This is a genomic window from Duganella sp. CT11-25, assembly GCF_047302815.1.
Taxonomy (GTDB): Bacteria; Pseudomonadota; Gammaproteobacteria; order Burkholderiales; family Burkholderiaceae_D; genus Rugamonas.
On sequence record NZ_JBKBFD010000001.1, the window covers coordinates 2,400,503 to 2,420,055 of the forward strand.

Annotated in this window: 11 protein-coding genes and 1 riboswitch; of the genes, 2 read left to right on the forward strand and 9 right to left on the reverse strand. The window is 64.9% G+C overall.

Annotated elements, in window-relative coordinates:
- The 8 genes from ACEN9F_RS10170 to ACEN9F_RS10205 form a co-directional block, all read right to left on the reverse strand.
- Complete coding sequence (locus tag ACEN9F_RS10170; protein ID WP_413419904.1) at positions 1-597, reverse strand: MotA/TolQ/ExbB proton channel family protein; 597 nt, start codon at positions 595-597, stop codon at positions 1-3.
- A 166-nt stretch (positions 598-763) separates the two neighbouring features.
- A riboswitch (cobalamin riboswitch) is annotated at positions 764-984 on the reverse strand.
- Positions 985-998: 14 nt separating this feature from the next.
- Entirely contained in the window at positions 999-1,385 is a 387-nt protein-coding gene (cueR, locus tag ACEN9F_RS10175; RefSeq protein WP_413419905.1) for a Cu(I)-responsive transcriptional regulator, read from the reverse strand.
- A complete protein-coding gene (locus tag ACEN9F_RS10180; RefSeq protein WP_413419906.1) occupies positions 1,382-3,583 on the reverse strand; it encodes a heavy metal translocating P-type ATPase in 2,202 nt (733 codons plus the stop codon). The genes cueR and ACEN9F_RS10180 overlap by 4 nt, the downstream gene beginning before the upstream one ends.
- Positions 3,584-3,705: 122 nt before the next feature.
- Positions 3,706-4,563: a FecR domain-containing protein gene (locus ACEN9F_RS10185; RefSeq protein WP_413419907.1), complete on the reverse strand. Its 858-nt coding sequence runs from the start codon at positions 4,561-4,563 to the stop codon at positions 3,706-3,708.
- Positions 4,532-9,688, reverse strand: coding sequence for a beta strand repeat-containing protein (locus ACEN9F_RS10190; RefSeq protein ID WP_413419908.1), 5,157 nt, complete (start codon positions 9,686-9,688; stop codon positions 4,532-4,534). The genes ACEN9F_RS10185 and ACEN9F_RS10190 overlap by 32 nt, the downstream gene beginning before the upstream one ends.
- Before the next feature lie 20 nt (positions 9,689-9,708).
- Positions 9,709-11,280 carry a ShlB/FhaC/HecB family hemolysin secretion/activation protein gene (locus ACEN9F_RS10195; protein ID WP_413419909.1) on the reverse strand — a complete coding sequence of 524 codons (1,572 nt, stop codon included), beginning with the start codon at positions 11,278-11,280 and terminating at the stop codon, positions 9,709-9,711.
- Between the two features lie 332 nt (positions 11,281-11,612).
- Entirely contained in the window at positions 11,613-13,907 is a 2,295-nt protein-coding gene (locus tag ACEN9F_RS10200) for a CHASE2 domain-containing protein (RefSeq protein ID WP_413419910.1), read from the reverse strand.
- 9 nt (positions 13,908-13,916) lie between these two features.
- Entirely contained in the window at positions 13,917-15,545 is a 1,629-nt protein-coding gene (locus ACEN9F_RS10205; protein ID WP_413419911.1) for an HD domain-containing phosphohydrolase, read from the reverse strand.
- A 219-nt stretch (positions 15,546-15,764) separates the two neighbouring features.
- Here ACEN9F_RS10205 and ACEN9F_RS10210 point away from each other — a divergent pair, with 219 nt between their 5' ends.
- Both ACEN9F_RS10210 and ACEN9F_RS10215 read left to right on the forward strand, forming a co-directional pair.
- Positions 15,765-16,664, forward strand: a complete 900-nt coding sequence (locus tag ACEN9F_RS10210) for an MBL fold metallo-hydrolase (protein ID WP_413419912.1) — start codon at positions 15,765-15,767, stop codon at positions 16,662-16,664.
- Between the two features lie 22 nt (positions 16,665-16,686).
- The gene (locus ACEN9F_RS10215; RefSeq protein ID WP_413419913.1) at positions 16,687-19,050 is read left to right on the forward strand and encodes an ATPase, T2SS/T4P/T4SS family; all 2,364 of its coding nucleotides are present in this window, start codon (positions 16,687-16,689) and stop codon (positions 19,048-19,050) included.
- Here ACEN9F_RS10215 and ACEN9F_RS10220 read toward each other — a convergent pair.
- Positions 18,933-19,517 carry a cyanophycin synthetase family protein gene (locus ACEN9F_RS10220; protein ID WP_413419914.1) on the reverse strand — a complete coding sequence of 195 codons (585 nt, stop codon included), beginning with the start codon at positions 19,515-19,517 and terminating at the stop codon, positions 18,933-18,935. The genes ACEN9F_RS10215 and ACEN9F_RS10220 overlap by 118 nt on opposite strands.
- Positions 19,518-19,553: the final 36 nt, after the last annotated feature.

Here is a 19,553-nt window from a genome sequence, read left to right on the forward strand (position 1 = left end):
TCAGGCCCCCGCGCGCACCAGGTGCGGCTTGGTGTCGTGCGACGCCAGCAGCGATTCGGCGGCGTAGGCGATCTCGGTCAGGTCGCTGCGCAGCCAGTGCTCGCGCACCAGGCTCAGTACGTAGGCGCAGACGCTGCAGGCCAGGCCCACCACGGTGGCCGTGAAAGCGGTCGTCATCGACTCCGCCATCTTCGGCAGGTTGCCCTGCGCCAGGCCGGCCAGCGAGATTCCCATCGGGATCAGGGTACCCATCAGGCCCAGCGCGGGGCCGACCCGCACCACGAAGCGCACGCCGTCGAGGCGGCGCACGCCGGCGGCGTCGGCGCGCTGCACCAGGCGTTCGAGGCGGGCGTCCAATCCGGGCTCGCCTTCCTGCGCGGTCAGCGCGGCGGACATCTCCTGCCTGGCGGTGGCGACCAGCACGCGCACGCCGCGGCGGCGTTCCAGCCACTCCGCGCCGAAGGTGCCGCAGCACACCAGCATGTGCAGCACCAGCGCCGCGATGCCGAGCAAGACCGGCAGGTACAGCACGTTGGAAATGGAATACAGCAGCGTCTCGATCGAGCCGATGGCTGCGTCGACGGGCAGATTAAACATGATGGGATCCTGGAAAAGCAGCGCGCAGCGGAGCATGGACGGCGCATGCGCGAGGCATGGCCGCCGGTCGGCAAGGCCGTGGCGCGCTGGATAGAAGCATTGAATTGTCGGACAACAGAAAGCAAGCCACTCACCTCCCCGTGAGCGGATTGAACAGAAATGCCTGGGCATTTCCACCTGTCCTGGCCGGTATCCGGGCTAGCAAGCAGACCCGCCTGACCTTCCCATGCAAAAGCACAGTGGTATAGCGAAGTGGGTTGTCGTCGACGACGACGCTTGTTTACCGTTGCGGGGGCAGCGCAGGTTGGCTGGCGTAACCAGCTTCCTGCTTCCCGTTTAACTGCGCATCTGGACAGACGCGCGGGCACCAAAACGTGGCGAGATTATACAGACAACCTGAGTCAGTCCGCCAAATTTTGCAGGATGGGGCAATCGGGACGATTGTCGCCATGGCAGCAGCCGGCCAGCGTTTGCAGGGTGTCGCGCATTTCCGTCAGTTCGGCGATGCGCTGGTTCAGCTCTTCCACGTGGTTCAGCGCGATGGCTTTGACGTCGGCGCTGGCGCGCGCCTTGTCCTGCCACAGCGACAGCAGCCCGCCGATCTGCTCCAGCGAGAAGCCCAGCGTGCGGGCGCGCTTGACGAAGCGCAGCGTGTGCACGTCGTTGTCGCCGTAGATGCGGTAGCCGGCGTCGCTGCGCCGCCCCGGCGGGATCAGCGCGATGCTTTCGTAGTAGCGGATCATCTTGGCCGATACGCCCGAGGCTTGGGCTGCCTGTCCGATATTCATGACTGTTCTTCCGGTTTCCAGCGCCGCAGCAGCAGCGCGTTGCTGATGACGCTGACGGAGCTGAGCGCCATCGCACCGCCCGCGAGCATGGGGTTGAGCAGGCCGAACGCGGCCAGCGGAATGCCGACCAGGTTGTAGATGAAGGCCCAGAACAGGTTCTGGCGGATCTTGCTGTAGCTGCGGCGCGAGATCGAGATGGCGGCCGCCACCAGCGCCGGATCGCCACGCATCAGCGTGATGCCGGCGGCGTGCATGGCGACGTCGGTGCCGCTGGACATGGCGATGCCGACATCGGCGGCGGCCAGCGCGGGAGCGTCGTTGATGCCGTCGCCGACCATCGCGATGCAGGCACCGTCCGTCTTCAGCGCGGCGACGGTGCTCGCTTTGTCAGCCGGCAGCATGTTGGCGACCACGTGGCCGATGCCGAGCTGCTTGCCGACGGCGTCGGCGCTGCCCTGGTTGTCGCCGGTGAGCAGGATGGTCTGGACGTGCATCGCGTGCAGGGCTTGCAGCGCGGTCCGGGCCTGCGGCTTGATGCGGTCGCCGAAGGCGAGCAGGCCGAGTAGCTGCCGCTCGCCGGCGTCGGCCAGCCAGGAGATGGTCAAGCCTTGCCGTTCCAATGCGGCGGCGCGCGCGGACAGCGCCTCCAACGAAACGCCCTGCTCTTGCATCAGGCGCGTGCTGCCCAGCGCCAGGCGCATGCCGTCCACCGTGGCGGCGACGCCTCGGCCGGGCAAGGCGCTGACGTCGGACGCCGTGAGCGGCGCAAGCGCGGCGGAAGCGGCAGCGGCGTCCTGCACCGAGCGGGCCAAGGCATGCTCGCTGCCACGCTGCACGGCGGCGGCCAGCTGCAGCAGGCGTGCCTTGTCGGCGCCAGGTACTGGTTCCAGCGCCGCCAGCGATGGCTTGCCTTCGGTGAGCGTGCCGGTCTTGTCGAAAGCGACCGTGGTGATACGATGCGCCAGCTCCAGCGCTTCGGCATCCTTGATCAATATCCCGTAACGCGCGGCGACGCCGGTGCCGGCCATGATGGCGGCCGGCGTGGCCAGCCCCAGGGCGCACGGGCAGGCAATCACCAGCACCGCCACCGCGTTGATGATGGCCTGTTCCACATCGCCGCCATACAGCCACCAGCCGGCCAGCGTCAGCAGCGCCAGCACCAGCACCACCGGCACGAACACGGCGCTGACGCGGTCCACCAGATGCTGCACCGGCGCCTTGGCGGCCTGCGCATCCTCGACCAGCCGGATGATCCGCGCCAGCGTGCTTTCCGCGCCCACCGCCGTCACGCGCACCAGCAGCAGCCCTTCGCCGTTGATGGCGCCGCCGGTTACGCGCTCGCCCGCGTGACGCGCCACCGGCAGGCTTTCGCCGGTGATCAGCGCTTCGTCCACATGGCTGGCGCCTTCCGCCACTACGCCATCGGTTGCGATGCGCTCGCCTGGCCGCACCACCACCAGATCGCCGACGCTGACCTCGGCGATCGGCACATCGATATCCTGGTTGCCGCGCCGCACCCGTGCAGCGTCGGGACGCAGCACCTGCAAGGCGCGGATCGCCGACGCGGTCTGGCGCTTGGCGCGCGCCTCCAGCCATTTGCCCAGCAAGACCAGCGTAATGACCACGGCCGATGCTTCGAAATACAGGTGCGGCATGGCGCTACGACTGGCCAGCAGCTGATAGACGCTCAAGCCGTAGGCCGCGCTGGTGCCCAGCGCCACCAGCAGATCCATGTTGCCGCTGCGGGCGCGCACGGCCAGCCAGCCGGCCCGATAGAAACGCGCGCCCAGCCAGAACTGTACCGGCGTGGCGAGCAGGAACTGGATCCTGCCATCGAGCATCCAGTGCACGCCGGCCGCCTCGAGCAGCATCGGCAGCACCAGCGGCAGCGACAGCAGCGCCGCCAGCAGCACGGCGTCACCGTCGCGCGGTCCGGGCAGGCCGTGCGCGCGTTCCGCCGCCGCAGGCGCGCCGGCCGGAGCGTCCGGCAGCACCGGCGTGGCCTGGTAGCCGGCCTGGTCGACCGCCTGCACCAGCAGCGCCAGGTCCACCGGCTGCGCCGACTCGACGCGCGCCATCTCGGTCGCCAGGTTGACGCTGACCTTGTCCACGCCAGCCACCGCCGCCAGTACCTTCTCCACCCTGCCCACGCAGGAGGCGCAACTCATGCCCTCAATTTTGATTGCTTGCTGGTTCATAAAGAAATCCCGATGCTGTTCACATACCACCAGCATCAAGTATCCCACGATAGTAAGGTCAAGCGCTTTCGGCAAAGAAAAAGGCCAGGTATCGACCTGGCCTTGGAGGGGATGCGGAGCGCTTAGCGTACTTCGCAATCGACGGCGTTGGACTTGGGCGCGGAACTCGATCCCGATACAGGCGGTGGCGCACTGAATGCCTTCGGCAGCGTGAACTGCAGGCCCGGGTCCTTCGGCACGAAAACAGGCGCCTGGCTCGGGGTCGGCGTAAAGCCGAACTGGCCGGCGGCGAAATTCTGGGTGCCGCCCTTGTTGGTCACGTTGATCAAGCCGTCAATCACCTGTACGTACAAGCCCGGTGGCAGGGGTGCCGTCACTCCCGGATTCGGCGTCACGCCGGTCGGCAGCGGGATATTGATCTGCGCCAGCATCAGCGGCTGGATTGGATAGGCGTCGCCCAGCGCGGCGGTGCTGGCCATCAGATAGGCTTCGCGTGCGGCGACCGCTTGCGCCGATGGCTCAACCCACTCGGCAATGAAGGTGGTGCCGCGAATGCCGATGGTGGCGCTCGGCGTCTTCATCGCGAACTTTTCCTTGTTGCGCTTGCCAAGCAGGCCGGTCACCGAGCGCAGGCCGCCCTTGACCAGGCTGAACGAAGCGTTGTCGCCGTCCGGCTTGCCGGCGTCGTAGCTGAAGTCCTCGACCTTGAAGGTGGTCGACGGCTTCAGTGTGATTTCGCTGTTGTCGATGAATTTCACCATGGCGTAGGTGTTTTTCTCCGTCACCAGCGTATCGCCGCTCTCCACTTCAGAACGCATCGACAGGATGCGCACTGCGCCGTCGGCCTTCTTGGCCAGCAAGGGGCCGCTCAGTTGCACAACGGTGCCGGCAACCTGCGCGGCCCAGCTGGCGCCGGCCACCCAAAACAGGGCCAGCAGCATCAGCGCCTTAATTGCAGTACATTTTTTTAGTTGGTTCATTTTTGGTTCCGCTCTTGTCATTGGATGCGACTTCTTTGGTGTCGGTCTTGTCGGCCGCCTTGTCGGCCGTCTTGTCCGACTTGGTGTCGTCAGGCGTGGTCGAGGTGGCCGCGCCGCCGGTGCTGCTGCCGCCGCTGGACGTGGTGGTTTTCTTCGTGTCGAGGAAGGCCAGCTGGTCGAAGTCGGTCTTCGGCGCGGAGGTCGTCACCGTCTTGATGATCTCGTTCGACGCTTGCTGCACCGGCTTGACCGGCTCGCTGGCCGTCGGCGGCGACAACACTTGGCACAACGCCGAATTCGGTGCGATGGTGCAGATGTCGGCCGAAGGCGGCGGGGTTGGCGTCGGGGTTGGCGTCGGCACTGGCGTCGGCACTGGGGTCGGCACTGGGGTCGGCACTGGTGTCGGCACCGGAGTCGGCACTGGCGTTGGCGTTGGTGTCGGCGTTGGTGTCGGCGTTGGCGTTGGCGTTGGCGTTGGCGTTGGCGTTGGCGTCGGCGTTGGCGTCGGCGCTGGGGTAGGCGTCGGAGGCGGGGTTGGCGTCTGGATGATCGGCGTGACACTGTGATCGCCATCGTCCACGGTACCACCGGCAGTATTGCTGTACGAGGTCGCCGTCACCGACACCGAGCCGCCGGTCGTCACATTGGCGGTGCTGCCGATGGTGATCGTATTGCTCGTGTCGTAGCCGGTACCTGCCGCCAGCGTGATATTGCCGGACGTCGAAGTGACGCTGCCATTGATCACCAGCGGGCTGTGGGTTTGCAGCGTGATGCTACCGATGCCGGTCTGCACGCCATTGGTCGGCGGCGAGCCGGCCGCGATCGTCATCCCGCCGGTATTGTCGATCTTGATGGCGCCGTCGTTGTCGGTGCCGCTCTGGATCGCCCGGTTCACGGTCAACACCGAGCCATGCTCAGTGTTGTTGGTGTTGGCGATATTGATGGCCGCCGTGCTGTGGCTGCCGGCGGTGTTGACCACATCCAGCGAGGACACCTTGGTCACCAGCGCGGTGCTGGTACTGGTGCCGGTGCCGACACCGCCGGTGGTGGTCATCGTCAATCCATTCGCGACGATACTGCCGCCAGGCACTGTACCGCCGCCCTTGACGATGCCGCCGGTGACATTCAGCGTGACATCGCCATCGGACTGCACACCATCGATACTGTAGAGCTGCGTCGCCGTGACGGTGCCGCCCTGCAGCTTGGCAATCGCCAGCGTGGTGTTGTCGGTGAACTGGACATTCTTGCCGCTGCCGGTTTGCGACACACCCAGGTTGTTGACATGATTGCCGGCGTTGTTCAGCGTGACATGGCCTTCGGTCTCGATGCCCAGGTCGCGCACGACGATCGCGCCGCTCTGGGTAATGTCGCCAGCCGTGTTGAGCAGGCCGATGCGGGTGGTGATTGAGTTGATGCTGGAAGCCGACGTGCCGGTACCGCTGATGCCGCTGACCGAGATGCCCCCCACCTGCTGGTAGCTATCGGTCGAGCCCAGGCCCAGCGTCGGCGCCACCAGGTAATACATGTTATCCACCGCCAGGCAAGTCGCGCCGCAGCCGCTGCCGGAACCGATCACCATGCTGTAGTTCTGGCCCAGCGGCTCGATGCTGACGACGTTCGCGGAAACGTTCGCCGCCAGAGTCAGCGTGTTAGCGCCGATCTTGAAAATATCGGCGGCAGCGGTGGCGTTGATCGTCACCGATTCGCCCTCCAGCGAAACAATCCCCTTGCTGCCGGCATTCAGCGCCTGCGCCAGCGTGATGGCTCCGTTGCTCTGGATGTCCACCGCGCCGCCCGTACCAGCGTTGGTCAGCGTGATCGCATTCAGCGTGACCGCCCCCGGATTGCTGAACGTGAGCGAACCGACGCTGGTGGCGGTCAGTGCGTCGATAGCATTGGTGGCGCCGCCGATACTGACCACGCCCGGCGTGCTCACACTAAGCAGCGGCGTATCGATATAGCTGTAGCCAAACTGCTGCGTGATATTGCCGGTGGCCGTCAGCGTCAGGCTGGTATCGGCGGTGATGCTGCCGAGTGATACATTGCCAGAAGCGTTATAGCTGAAGGTGGTGTCGGAATGGCCGGCGATGATGCTGGCCTTGTTGGCGCCGGTCAGCGCGACCGAGCTGCCGTCCACGTTCAGCATGCCGGCGGTGATGACGCCGCCGCCGGTGATCGCGCTGCCCATCAGGTATATCGGATTGGTCTTTGCGTCGAGAGGGCCCGCCACTGTGATATCGCCGGCATGAATGCTGATCACATTGTCCTCAACGGCGCCGCTCAGCGTGATGGTGTTCAGCGTCAGCGTGCCCATGTCGGTCAGCGATAGCGAGCTGACGCTGGTGGCGCTCAGCGCATCGATCTGATTGGAGCTGGAGTTCAGCTGCGCCGCGCTGGCCGCAGCCAGCGCCAGGCCTTGCGTCTTGATCGGCGCATACATATCCTGGCTGATGCCGCCGGAGACGGACGTCAGCGTGGTATTGCCGGAGGTCGCGGTGATGCCGCCGCCGGCGATGTACATGCTACCGGCCGTCTTGAAGCTGAAGTTGCCGGTTGAAGCGCTGCCCTGCACAGAATCGACGGTGCTGGCGCCAGTCAGCGAGACCGAGCTGCCGTGCAGCGTCAGGTCGCCGGCGGTGATGACGCCGGCGCCGCTGAGCGCTCCCGTGCCATCCAGCGCCAGCGCGCCATTCGCCTTCAGCGCGCCGGTCACGGTGATCGCGGCGCCGCCGATGTTCAGGTGGGCGGTGGCGGTATCACCGCCGCTCAGGTCAATCGCGCTTGTCACGGTGGTGGCACCGGTGCGGTCCTGGTCCGTGCCGATGTTCAATACGGTGCTATGCAGCGCGCCCAGCTCGGCTTGCGTCAGGCTCAGTCCGGTAGTTCCGGTGCCCAGGCTGATCGCCGTGCCGTTGCCAAAGGTATTGACGGAAATGCTGCTTCCGGCCACCTTGCCGCCCAGGGTCATGCTGTTGCCCTTCAACGCGACCGTGCCGAAGCACAGGTCGGCGCCGGCGCCGGTCGTCAGTGTGCCGCTGCCATCGACGCTGACGTACAGCGCGTCTTTCGCGGTCAACACATGACTGAGCGTGATGTTGCCGGCGCTTTCCAGCAGCAGGTTGCGGGTGAGCGCCTGGTTGAAGGTGATATCGCCGGCGCTGACGATATTGCCGGAGCTGCTGTGACCTATCGACAGGCTGCCGCTGCCGATCGCGTCCAGGTCGCCTTGGGTCAGGGTCAGCGAAGCGGTGGATTCGCTGCCGCCGAGCGTGATGGCGCGACTGGCCGAGTAAGCCGCCAGCGACACCGAATCCATGCCATCGCTGGCGCCGCCGCCGATGCTGCCGGCGGCGCTGTTCAGGTTGATATTGTCGGCGATGATCGAGATCAGGGCCGGGCTGCCGCTGGTGGTCGAGATGACGCCGTTGGCGCCGGTGGTGAAGAAGCCGCCGGTCGAGGCGACGCGCCCCTCGAAATCGCCGCCGGCGAGGTTGACCTTGCCGTTGACGGTGATATTGGCGCCCGTCATGGTCAGATTGTTGCCGTGGGTGGCGATGGCGGTGGTGCTGCTCAGGTCGGCCACGGTGATCGCGCCCATGCCGGTCGCGACGCCGCTGGCGGCGTCATTGGCCGTCAGCGTGATATCGCCCATCATGGACAATGCGGCGTTGACCGTGATGTTATTGCCGGCCTGCGCCGTCAGGCTCACGCCGCTGTTGCTGTTGGTGACGGCGTTGCTGAACAGGATGTCGTGCTTGGCTTGCAGGACGATGTTGGAAGTCGCGCTCGACAGCGTACCGGCGTCGATGTGCGTCGAGCCCGTGATCGGCGTATCCGCGAACTGGTCGACGTCGCCCAGGCCGACGGCGCCGCCCTCCGTCAGATTGATGGTCAGATCGTAAGGATCCAGCAGCCAGGTGCCGGTCTTGCCCTTGGCCGCGCCGGTGGTCACGCGGGCGCCGCCCACGTCGAGGAAATTGGCCGAGGTTTCGACCTGGCCGCCATTGCCGCCGGCCGCGCCGCCGCGTGCCGACAAGCTGCCGTGCATGCGCGTGCTGTCGTCCGCCCACACCACCACCGTGCCGCCGTCGCCGTTGACGGTGGCGTCGGCCTTGATGACGCTGTCCGCGCCGACATAGGTTTGGCGGGCGTTCTGCACCGCCGCGTTCTTGCCCTGGTAATCGCCGCCCACCAGCACCTTGCCGCCGCCCGCTTCGCCGCTGGCGTCGACCACGGCATTGCCGGTCACGCCGACCCTGGCGCCCAGCAGCATGATGTCGCCGCCGGTGTTGAGGTTGCTGCCGGTGGCGCTGGTCACGCTGCCCGCTTCCACCAGCGTGGTGCCGCTGGCCTTGAGGATGATCTGGCCGTTCTCGCCGCGCACTGCGCTGTTGGCGTTGATGGCGCCGCGCTGGTTGACCAGCGCGCCGTACACGCCGACGCGGCCGCCCTGCGCCACGATGCTGCCGAGGTTGACCGCCTGGTCGGCCGGCGCCGACACCACCACTTGCACGTTCGGATCCTTGGAATCGAACAGCTGCACGCTGTGGCCGGCCGCCAGCACCACATCGCCGTTCGGCGAGGAGATGACGCCGCTGTTTTCCACCGCCGGCGCGACCAGGAAGATCTGGCCGCCGGACGGCGTGGTGATGTTGCCCTGGTTGCTGACCTTGCCCGCGCTGGCGGCGCCGTCGAAGTTGTTCTTGCCGGCCAGGAAATCGGAATTGGAGATATTCAGGCTCGATGCGACCAGGCCGGCGACGTCCACCCGCGAACCGGCGCCGAACACCACGCCGTTCGGGTTAATCAGGAATACCTTGCCGTTCGATTGCAGCGCGCCGAGGATCTGGCTCGGGTCCTGGCCGGTGATGCGGTTGAGCACCTTGCTGTCGCTGCTCTGCTGGATGAAGCGGGTGATCTCGCCCGCATTGATCGAGAAGCTGCGCCAGTCGATGATGGTGTTGGGCGTATTGGTGATCGAATACAGGCTACCCTGCTGGTTGAAGGTCGCCATGCCGTGCACCACGGTTGGCGCCACCGGATTGGCTTGCGCGGCGCCGAACGCGGCGGCCACCACCACGGCCAGCAGCTTGCGGCGCAGTTTGAATTGGGTTTGCGTTTTCATTTTAGTTCTTCTTTACGTCATCAATAGGCCAGGGCCACACGCACGTGAAGGCGGTTGGCGTCGGCGCGGGTGGTGGCGCCGGCACGCAGCACATGGCCATAATCAAGTTGCAGATTGACATAGGTCGACAGCACGAAACGCGCACCGACGCCGGTGCTGGCGATGGATGTGCTGTCCAGTTCGCCGGGCTGTGCGTGGTTGCGCTTGACATAGGCGCTGTCGTAGAAACCCAGCAGGCGGCAATTCCAGCCCGCACGCTGACACAGGTTCGGCGTGTAGACTTCCAGGTTGACGCCGAGGCCGGAATCGTTGGAAATCTCGCGCTCGATGAAGCCGCGGACCGAGGTCGCGCCGCCGGCGCCGAACTGCTCGCCGGGAATCAGCGCATCGCTGCTGTATTGGCCGTTGGCGATGGCGCGTACCTGCCAGTCGCCGGCCAGCGCGCGGGTGATGCTGCCGCCCACGCGCAAGATGGTGTAGTCGGTCTTGGCGTTGATGCGCGCCAGCGTGAAGGCGTCCTGGCCGCCGTTCGAGCCGCCCGAGATATTGCGCACCAGTGTGACCTGGCCGCCGATTTCGCCCTGCTTGATCGGCAGGCTGGCCTGGTAGCTGATGCTGACCGGATGCACGGTGACATCGTTGCCCAGTTCGGTGCCCGACAGCTGGATGCTGTTCTTGAAGGCCTTGACGTCGAGGCCGTAGCTCAGGTGCGACTCCAGCTCGCCGCGCTTGTCCAGCGCCTGGTTGTAGCGCGCGCCGTACACGGCGCCCTTGCCGCTGACGGCCAGGTTGAGGGCGCCGGCCGAGATGGTGCCGGAATCGACGTTGGAGTAGCTGGCAAAGAAGTCCAGCGAATCGCCCGAGCCGTACAGCGGAATATGGTAGCCGGCGCCGTACACCTTGACGCGGCCCGGCTCTTCGGCCGAGGTGGTGTACTGCAGCGAGGCCAGGTGGTCGCGGCCGAACAGGTTGGCGTTCTGCAGGATCACGCCGAGGTGGGTCTTGCCGGTGGATTCGGTGCCGGTGTTGTCGGCGTTGGCCATCACCTTCCATGGCGACTCGTCCTTGACCTCCAGCACGGCGTCGACCTCGTCGTCCTTGTCGCCGCTCTGCAGCTTCATCGTGACCTGCTTGGACGGATTTTCGTTGCCCTGCTTCAGGTTCGACGACACTTCCTTCAGGTTCGGCGTGCGGCCTTCCTGCAGCGCCGGCAGGCTGCGGCGGATATTGGCTTCGTCGAAGTATTGGTTGCCCTTGACGCTGACGCGGCCGATCCTGGTTTCCACCACGCGCAGCTGCACCACGCCGCGGTTGAGTTCCTGCTCCGGCAGCTCGATCGTCACCACGTTGTAGCCGCGCTGGTGGTACACCGCCTCCAGTGCCTCCAGGGCGCGCTGGACGTCGCCGAAGTCGCGCTCCTTGCCGGTGAATTTGCTCAGCAGCTCGTCGATTTGCGGTTGCGGCAGCAGCGTGTTGCCCTTGACCTCGAAACGGGCGATCTCAAAACGGATCACGTCGTCCGCTGCCCAGGCCGATGTGACGGCTGCGGCTAATAGGGAACCTGCAAGCAGGCGCGTTAGGCTATTTCTCATGTGTCAGCTCTTGTAATCGTGTCGGGATACAGCGTAAGTTTGCATATTTGTTACTATTAATTAACAAATTCTCTTCGATGCTAGCATAGGCTTTAAGTAATGCCTATTTGAAACCTTCGAATTTGGCCTGGCAGGCTCAAGTGTTGGATTTCAGTCGTTCATGTAGAGCGGCACAGGGATAGTTGCCAAGAGAAATTTAGCCACAAGGAAACTTGTGTTCTCTAAAGTGTAGACCGAATTGCCCAATTCGCCACGAATTTTCGCGCTGCGCGGCACATTTTCCGCGGAAGTTGTGGCTGTGTTATTTCACTATCACGGTTGCCGATTTTTCATTATTTGGTTTCGAAGGTGGTAACGCCATCCCAGCCCTCGCCCGGCGGATGCGCGCGGTAATAGGCGATGCGTTCAACGTACAGCTGGTACAAGCCGCGCCCCGGCGACAGCGCCTGCAGTTCGGCGATGATGGTTTCCGCCTGCTCCCACTGCTGGGCGCGCACGGCGGCCAGCGCCGCGTGCCAGCGCTCCAGTTCATGGCGTTCGGCGTCGGCCAGGTCTTTGTCCAAGACAATCGGCTCGAAGATCGCCACCGGCTCGTTCTTGCCCTTGACCTTGACCAGGTCCAGCTCGCGGTAGGCGAACTCCGGCGCGGCGGCGCGGGTCGCTTCGCCGACCGTGATGCCGACCCCGTAGACCTTGGTGATGCCTTCCAGCCGCGAACCGAGGTTGACGGCGTCGCCCATCACCGTATAGGCGCGGCGGATCTTGGAGCCCATGTCGCCCACGTGCATCAGGCCGGAGTTCAGGCCGATGCCGATCTTCAGCGGCGGCCAGCCGCGCGCGACGAAGTCGTCGTTGAGGCGGTGCGCGCTGGCCTGCATCAGCAGCGAGGTGGCGACCGCGCGGCTGGCGTGGTCGTCGAACGCCACCGGCGCGCCCCAGAACGCCATCACCGCGTCGCCGATGTACTTGTCCAGCGTGCCGCGATGGCTGTCGCGGATGTCTTCCGACATCGCCGTCAGGTACAGGTTGATGTACTCGCGCAGCGCCTTGGGCGTCAGCCCTTCGGAAATGGTGGTGAAGCCGCGCACGTCGACGAACAGCACGGTCAGCTCGCGGCTTTCGCCGTCCATATTGTATTTTTCCGGGTTTTCCGCCATCTCGGCCACCAGCTCGGGCGCCACGTACTCGCCGAAGCGCGACACCAGCGCCTGCCCCTTGCGCACCTCGAAGAAATAGCCCCAGGCGACGTTGAGCACGAACACGCAGGCGATCAGCACCAGCGTCATCGCCATCTTCAGCACCCAGTCCATGTCGGTGTAGGCCCAGTAGTTCAGGCCGAACACGCCGCCGGCCACCAGCGCCGCCAACAGGATGGAGCGCAGCGGCGACATCACCGCCAGCGCGATCGACAGCAGCAGCCCCACCAGCACCACCTGCATGCCCTCGATGCCGTCGGCATAGTCGGGACGCACCTTGAAACGCTCGTCGAGGATGGACTTGATCAGGTTGGCGTGGACTTCCACCCCCGGGTATTCGTTGTTGACCGGCGTCGGCCGCAAGTCCAGCAGGCCCGGCGCGGTGGTGCCGACCAGGATGATATGGCCGGCCATGACATCCTTCTTGACCCGGCCGGCCAGCACATCGGCCGCCGACACGTAGGGGAAGGCGCCGCCCTTGGGACCGCCGGTGCCGCGGAACTCGATGGCGCCGGTGAGGTTTTCGCCGACCGGGATCACCAGCGGCTTTTTCTCCTGGCCGACGAACATCAGCAGCTTTTCCAGGCCGCCGTGGGCGCGCTCGGAAGCCGACAGCTCCGCCACGTTGGTCGAGAACGACGGCGTGATGGCGCGCGCCTGCAGCGCGACGGCGGCGGTGGCCAGCGACAGCGTCGGATAGTAGCCGTCGCCGATGCGCATCAGCAGCGCCGAGCGGCGCAGGATGCCGTCGGCGTCGGTGATGGCGGTGAAGATGCCCCCGGTGGCCGCCGCCTCCTGCAGCCGCTCCAGGTTGGCCAGGTAGCCGTTGGAACCGAAGGCCGGCACGGTGCGGCCGTTCAGCGTCTCGGTGGTGAAGAAGGGATCGGGCAGCTTGCCCTTGCGCTGGTCGTCGGCGATGTTATAGCCCAGCACCACCGGCTGGTCCTGCAGCGCGCTGGCCAGCAGGCCGTCGTAGTCGAGCGACTCCTTGAGCGCATCGACCTTGCCGCGGAAGCCGGCGACGTTTTTCATCTCGCCCTCGGCCAGGTGGTCCAGCACGTCGTAGCCGGAAGTGTTGTCCGCCTCGGGGAACACAATGTCGAAGCCGGCCGCCGCGACTTCGTAGTGCGTGGTCAGCTGCGTCACCAGCCGGGCGACGATCTTGCGGTTCCAGGGGAAATGGCCGACCTCGGCGATGCTCTTCTCATCGATGTCGACGATGACGATCTTGGGATCGAGCACCGGCTTGACCAGCCGCATGCGCAGGCCGGAGAAGAAGGTGTCCATGCGCTCGATGGCGTCGATGCGGATGTCGCCCGAGACCTGCAGCACCGCCACGGCGGTCAGGCACAGGCCCAGCGCCCAGCGCAGGCCGTACTTGCGCACGGTCTTGCCGAATAGCTTGGTCCATTGGGCGGGGAGCAGGCGCACGCGCGGTCCTTAAGGCGTGTAGCCGGGAATCTTGGCTTCGTCGATCTCGTCGATCTGCTTTTCGTCCATGTTCTTCAGCGCGAACTGCATGTAGATCTTGCTGCGGATGAAGATATCGAACAGGTCCGGGTCGATATGGCCGTTGAGCGAGAAGTGGCCGAGGATGCGCAGCGACTCCGACAGCATCTTGCCTTTCTTGTAAGGCCGGTCCTTGGCGGTCAGCGCCTCGAAGATGTCGGCGATCGCCATCAGCCGCGCCTGGATCGACATCTGCTCCTTGGTCAGGCCGCGCGGATAGCCCTTGCCGTCCATGCGCTCGTGGTGGCCGCCGGCGTACTCGGGCACGTTCTTCAGGTGCTTGGGCCACGGCAGCGACTCCAGCATGCGGATCGACATCGAGATGTGGTTGTTGATGATCTTGCGTTCGGCCTCGGTCAGCGTGCCGAACTTGATGGTCAGGTTCATCAGCTCGTCGGCGTCGAAGAAGTCCTGCTCGGCGCCGTCCGGGCCGGTCCAGCGGCGCTGGCCGATCTGGCGCACGCGCTCCTGGTCTTCGGCCTTCATGCCCTCGCCGCCGATGTTGGCGTAACGGATGAAGTCGCGTTCCTCGCGCAGCGTCGCTTGCAGCTGCGCCAGTTCGGTATCGATGGCGGCGATCGCGGCGGCGTCGCCGCCCGCCGCCAGCTTGCGCTTCAGCGCGGCGATTTCCGCATCGCGCAGCAGCACCTCGAAGCGGGTGTCGATCACGGCGATGCGGTCGAAGATGGTTTCCAGCTTGGTGGCCTTGTCGACCACGTGCACCGGGGTGGTGATCTTGCCGCAATCGTGCAGCAGGCCGGCCAGCCACAGCTCCTTGCGGTCGCCGTCGTTCATGCGGAAAGCGGCCAGCGGGCCGGTCTCGGTGTTGTGCACGGCCTCGGCCAGCATCATCGTCAGCTCCGGCACGAACTGGCAGTGGCGGCCGGTGTACGGCGACTTCTCGTCGATGCCGATGTTGATCAGGTTGACCAGCGCTTCCAGCAGTTCTTCCAGTTGCGCGATCAGGCGCTGGTGGGTCAGCGCGACGGCGGCCTGGGCGGCCAGCGCTTCGATGAAGCGCTGGTCGGTCTGCGAGAAGGCGTGGATGCCGCCGCTGTCGGCGTCCTTGGCGTTGATCAGCTGCAGCACGCCCACCAGTTCGCCCTCGTGGTCGCTCATCGGCACCGTCAGGATCGATTGCGTATGGTAGTTGCGCAACTGGTCGAACTTGACCATGCCGGAGAAGTTGAAGACGTCCGCCTTGTACACATCCTCGATGTTGACCGACAGGCCGAAGTGCGCCGCATAGGCCGCCACCGAGGCCAGGTTCTTTTCGCCGCTGCCGTCGAACAGCGGCACGCCGGGCGCGGTAATCGGCTCGCCGCTGGCGCCACCTTGATGTATGTCCAGCGTGTCGTTGATCAGGATGTGAAAATCGAGGTGCTGCTTGTCTTCGCTCGGACGGTACAGCGTGCCGCCGTCGGCGTTGGTCATGCCCTTGGCGACCGTGAGGATACGCTCCAGCAACGAATCGGTATCGTGATTGCTGCCCAGCTGGACGCTGAGCTCGGTCAGTTGGTCCAGGCGTTGGGCGATTTGCGTTTGATTCAACTCTTGCATGGTTGTTTTTTTAGTACCTGTTATGGCGGGTCACTAGCAGATACGCATAGTCCCAGTCTGGAAGTGTAGCTCCAGTGCAAGCTGTTGTACATCGGGAAATGGCCGCAGGCTCAAAATTGCCGCATCCACTGTCGGGTTTTTCCCTGCTGTGTAAAAAAAAAGCTATCATCGGCCGGCGGCATCTAGCAAAAACAACAAAGCGATCATCAGGGATTGAGCATGAAATTCAAATTTTGGGGAGTGCGTGGTTCCATTCCCTCCCCCGGCCCGCGCACGGCGCGCTATGGCGGCAACACCACCTGCATCGAAGTGCGCACCGACAACGACACCCTGATCATCATCGATGGCGGCACCGGTCTGTTCTCGCTGGCCCAGTCGCTGATACAGAACAAGACCAAGCCTATCCACGCCAACATCTTCATTACCCACAGCCACTGGGACCATATCCACGGCCTGCCCTTCTTCACGCCGCTGTTTATCCGCGACAGCAGGGTGCGGCTGCACGGCGTGACCGATCCGGTCACCGGCAACGGCATCGAGCACGTGATGGGCGTGCAGTTGCAAAACAGCTATTTCCCGGTCAGCGAAACGCAGATGGACGCCACCATCGAATACCAGACGCTGGACATCGGCCAGGCCATCCAGGTCGGCGACGCCACCATCCACAACGTGGTGATGAACCACCCGGTCACCGACCTGGGCTACCGCATCGAATGCCACGGCCGCTCGCTGTTCTTCACCGGCGACCACGAGCCGCACTACAACATCCACCCCGCCGGCCACCCGGAGCACGACACCTACCAGCGCTGGATGGACGAGCGCAACGCCGCCATCGACGCCGTGGTCCTGGGCGTCGACGCGCTGATCGTCGACTGCTCCTACACCCGCGAGGAATATCCGGCCAAGCAGGGCTGGGGCCACGGCACCTTCGATTCAGCCTTTGCAATGGCGCTGCGCTGCGGCGTCAAAGCGTTATACTGCACTCATCACGAACCGACCCGCAGCGACGACGAACTGGAAGCCGTGTTCGCCGAAGTGATGACGCGCCACGCTCCGCTGCTCAATGGATTGCAGGTCTTCCTCGCTTACGAAGGCATGGAAGTCGAACTGAACCAGTAGCTTCGTCCCGAAGGACGCCATCATGAACGACGCCGGCCTCCCCAGTTCCCGCCCTGGCCCCACCGCCAGCGATGTCGATCTGCGGCTGGCGTTCTTCCAGAAGTTGCAGACCGTCACCACCAAGATCCACGCCACCAGCAATCTCGATGAAATCATGCTCGACCTGGGCATGGAGTTCTGCGACCTGTTCAACTGCGACCGCTTCACGCTGTACGCGATGGACAACGAAAAGGATTACATCGTCTCCAAGGTCAAGACCGGGCTGACCTCGTTCCGCGACCTCAAGCTGGCGGTGACGCCGGCCAGCATCGCCGGCTACGTGGCGCTGACGCGCAAGACCGTCAACATCGCCGACGTCTACGACCAGACGGAGCTGGCGCGATACTCGCCGGAGTTGCGTTTCCAGCAAGGCGTCGACCAGCGCACCGGCTACCGCACCCGGCAGATGCTGGTGGCGCCGCTGATCGCGGTGCAATCGCGCGAGCTGCTGGGCGTGGTCCAGTTCATCAACAACCGCGACCGCGCACCGTTCTCCGCCATCGCCGAAGCGGGCGTCAAGGAGCTGTGCGAAACCTTGTCGGTGGCGTTTTCCCAGCGCATGAAACCGCCGCAAATGGTACGCACCAAATATGACGGGCTGGTGACCGAAGCGGTGCTGTCGGCGCAGGAACTGGAACTGGCCACGCGCTCGGCCCGCAAGCAGGACATCGATATCGAGGACGTGCTGATCGACGAGTTCGAGATCAAGCTGCCCGCCATCGGCGTGGCGCTGGAGAAATTCTTCGGCGTGCCGTACGAGCACTTCAAGCCGGACCGCCTGAAACCGATGGACTTGCTGAAAAACCTCAAGCGCCAGTACGTCGAGGAATCCGGCTGGCTGCCGCTGGAAGACGGCAAGGACGGCACGCTGGTGGTGGCGCTGGATCCGGATCGGGTGGCGCACACCCACATCGTCAACCAGATCCTGCCCAAGGCCAAGCCGGTGTTCCGCGTCACCAGCCGGCGCGAGTTCCGCCAGATGGTGGAACTGTTCTACGGCCACGCCGACAGCGGCAGCGTCGGCGACCTGCTGTCCGGCATGGACGACGGCGACGACGAGGGCGAAGGTTCGGCCGAGGTGTCGGAGGCGGTCGAGAACGAGCTGGTCAAGCTGCTCAACAAGATCATCATGGACGCCTACCGCCAGGGCGTGTCCGACATCCACATCGAACCGCTGCCGGGCAAGGGCAAGACTGGCATCCGCTTCCGCAAGGACGGCACGCTGGTGCCCTACATCGAGATTCCGGCCAGCTACCGCAGCGCGCTGGTGGCGCGGGTCAAGATCATGTGCGACCTCGACATCTCCGAGCGCCGCAAGCCGCAGGACGGCAAGATCAAGTTCAAGAAATACGGCCCGCTGGACATCGAGCTGCGGGTGGCGACCATTCCGTCGGCCGGCGGCGTCGAGGACATCGTCATGCGCATCCTGGCGGCGGGCGAACCGATTCCGCTCGACAAGCTGGGCGTGCTGCCGTTCAACCTGCAGCGCCTGCGCGCCACCATCGAGAAACCGTATGGCTTGTTTTTCGTCTGCGGCCCGACCGGTTCCGGCAAGACCACCACGCTGCACTCGGTGCTCAACTACCTGAACACGCCGGACACCAAGATCTGGACCGCCGAGGATCCGGTCGAGATCACGCAGAAAGGCTTGCGCCAGGTGCAGGTCAACCGCAAGGCCGGGATGGACTTCGCGACCGTGATGCGGGCCTTCCTGCGCGCCGACCCGGACATCATCATGGTCGGCGAGATGCGCGACAAGGAAACCGTCGGCATGGGCATCGAAGCCTCGCTGACCGGCCACCTGGTGTTCGCCACCCTGCACACCAACAGCGCGCCGGAATCGATCGTGCGGCTGCTGGACATGGGCATGGACCCGTTCAACTTCGCCGACGCGCTGCTGGGCATCCTGGCGCAGCGGCTGGCCAAGCGCCTGTGCGGCAAGTGCAAGCAGGCGGTCGAGCCGTCGGCGGCGGAACTGCAGGCGCTGCTGACGGAATATTGCGAGGAGCTGCTCCACACCGAGAGCTTCATCAAGGACGCCGACGCCGGCCGCGCCGCCGTGCTGGCCGGCTGGCGCGAGCGCTATGCCAAGGATGGCAAGTTCACGCTCTACCGCGCGATCGGCTGCGACGAGTGCAACAAGGGCTACAAGGGCCGGGTCGGCCTGCACGAGTTGATGATCGGCACCGACAAGGTCAAGAAGCTACTGCAGGAACACAGCCGCGTCGCTCAGCTGCTGGCGGCGGCGCTGGAGGACGGCATGCTGACACTGAAGATGGACGGCATCGAGAAGGTTTTGCTGGGGATCACCGACATCAAGATGGTGCGGGCGGTGTGCATCAAGTAGCCGGCCCTCGGCTTGCTGCGGCGATCGCACAAGGCGCGCAGGCGCGCCAGCCCGGCCTTGAGGTTGAACGAGCGGCCGTGCGCCAGCGCATCCACCAATTGCGTGGCCAGCGCCAGCGCGGGCGCGGCGGCGTTTTTCGCGGAGTACGGCAGCACCAGGCGGTAGCGCCCTTGCATGTGCGGCACCACGCCGACAAAGCCCACCGTGACTTCATTGAGCGCCAGCCGGCGCAATTCGATCGCGACTTGCTGGACCAGTTCGACCACGTGCGGCACTTCGGCGCAGCGCATGCCGACCAGGCCGCGCTGGTCGCGCAGGCCCGGCAAGGCGGTCTGCAGGCGCTGGTCGAGGTCCGCTTCGGCGGTGGCGCCGGCGACGGCGTCGTCAAGTTCAAGGATGCTGAGCAAGCAGGGTTGGGTGGAATAGCGGTTATCGCTGTCGAGGTAGCGTTGATCGACGATTTTCATGTTGGGTATTGCCTGTTTAATTTACAGACAATATTG

Excerpts from the sequence above, each read along its gene's own strand:
- ACEN9F_RS10170 (WP_413419904.1), bottom strand. The coding sequence starts at position 597 with ATGTTTAATCTGCCCGTCGACGCAGCCATCGGCTCGATCGAGACGCTG.
- cueR (WP_413419905.1), bottom strand. The coding sequence starts at position 1,385 with ATGAATATCGGACAGGCAGCCCAAGCCTCGGGCGTATCGGCCAAGATG.
- ACEN9F_RS10180 (WP_413419906.1), bottom strand. The coding sequence starts at position 3,583 with ATGAACCAGCAAGCAATCAAAATTGAGGGCATGAGTTGCGCCTCCTGC.
- ACEN9F_RS10185 (WP_413419907.1), bottom strand. The coding sequence starts at position 4,563 with ATGAACCAACTAAAAAAATGTACTGCAATTAAGGCGCTGATGCTGCTG.
- ACEN9F_RS10190 (WP_413419908.1), bottom strand. The coding sequence starts at position 9,688 with ATGAAAACGCAAACCCAATTCAAACTGCGCCGCAAGCTGCTGGCCGTG.
- ACEN9F_RS10195 (WP_413419909.1), bottom strand. The coding sequence starts at position 11,280 with ATGAGAAATAGCCTAACGCGCCTGCTTGCAGGTTCCCTATTAGCCGCA.
- ACEN9F_RS10205 (WP_413419911.1), bottom strand. The coding sequence starts at position 15,545 with ATGCAAGAGTTGAATCAAACGCAAATCGCCCAACGCCTGGACCAACTG.
- ACEN9F_RS10210 (WP_413419912.1), top strand. The coding sequence starts at position 15,765 with ATGAAATTCAAATTTTGGGGAGTGCGTGGTTCCATTCCCTCCCCCGGC.
- ACEN9F_RS10215 (WP_413419913.1), top strand. The coding sequence starts at position 16,687 with ATGAACGACGCCGGCCTCCCCAGTTCCCGCCCTGGCCCCACCGCCAGC.
- ACEN9F_RS10220 (WP_413419914.1), bottom strand. The coding sequence starts at position 19,517 with ATGAAAATCGTCGATCAACGCTACCTCGACAGCGATAACCGCTATTCC.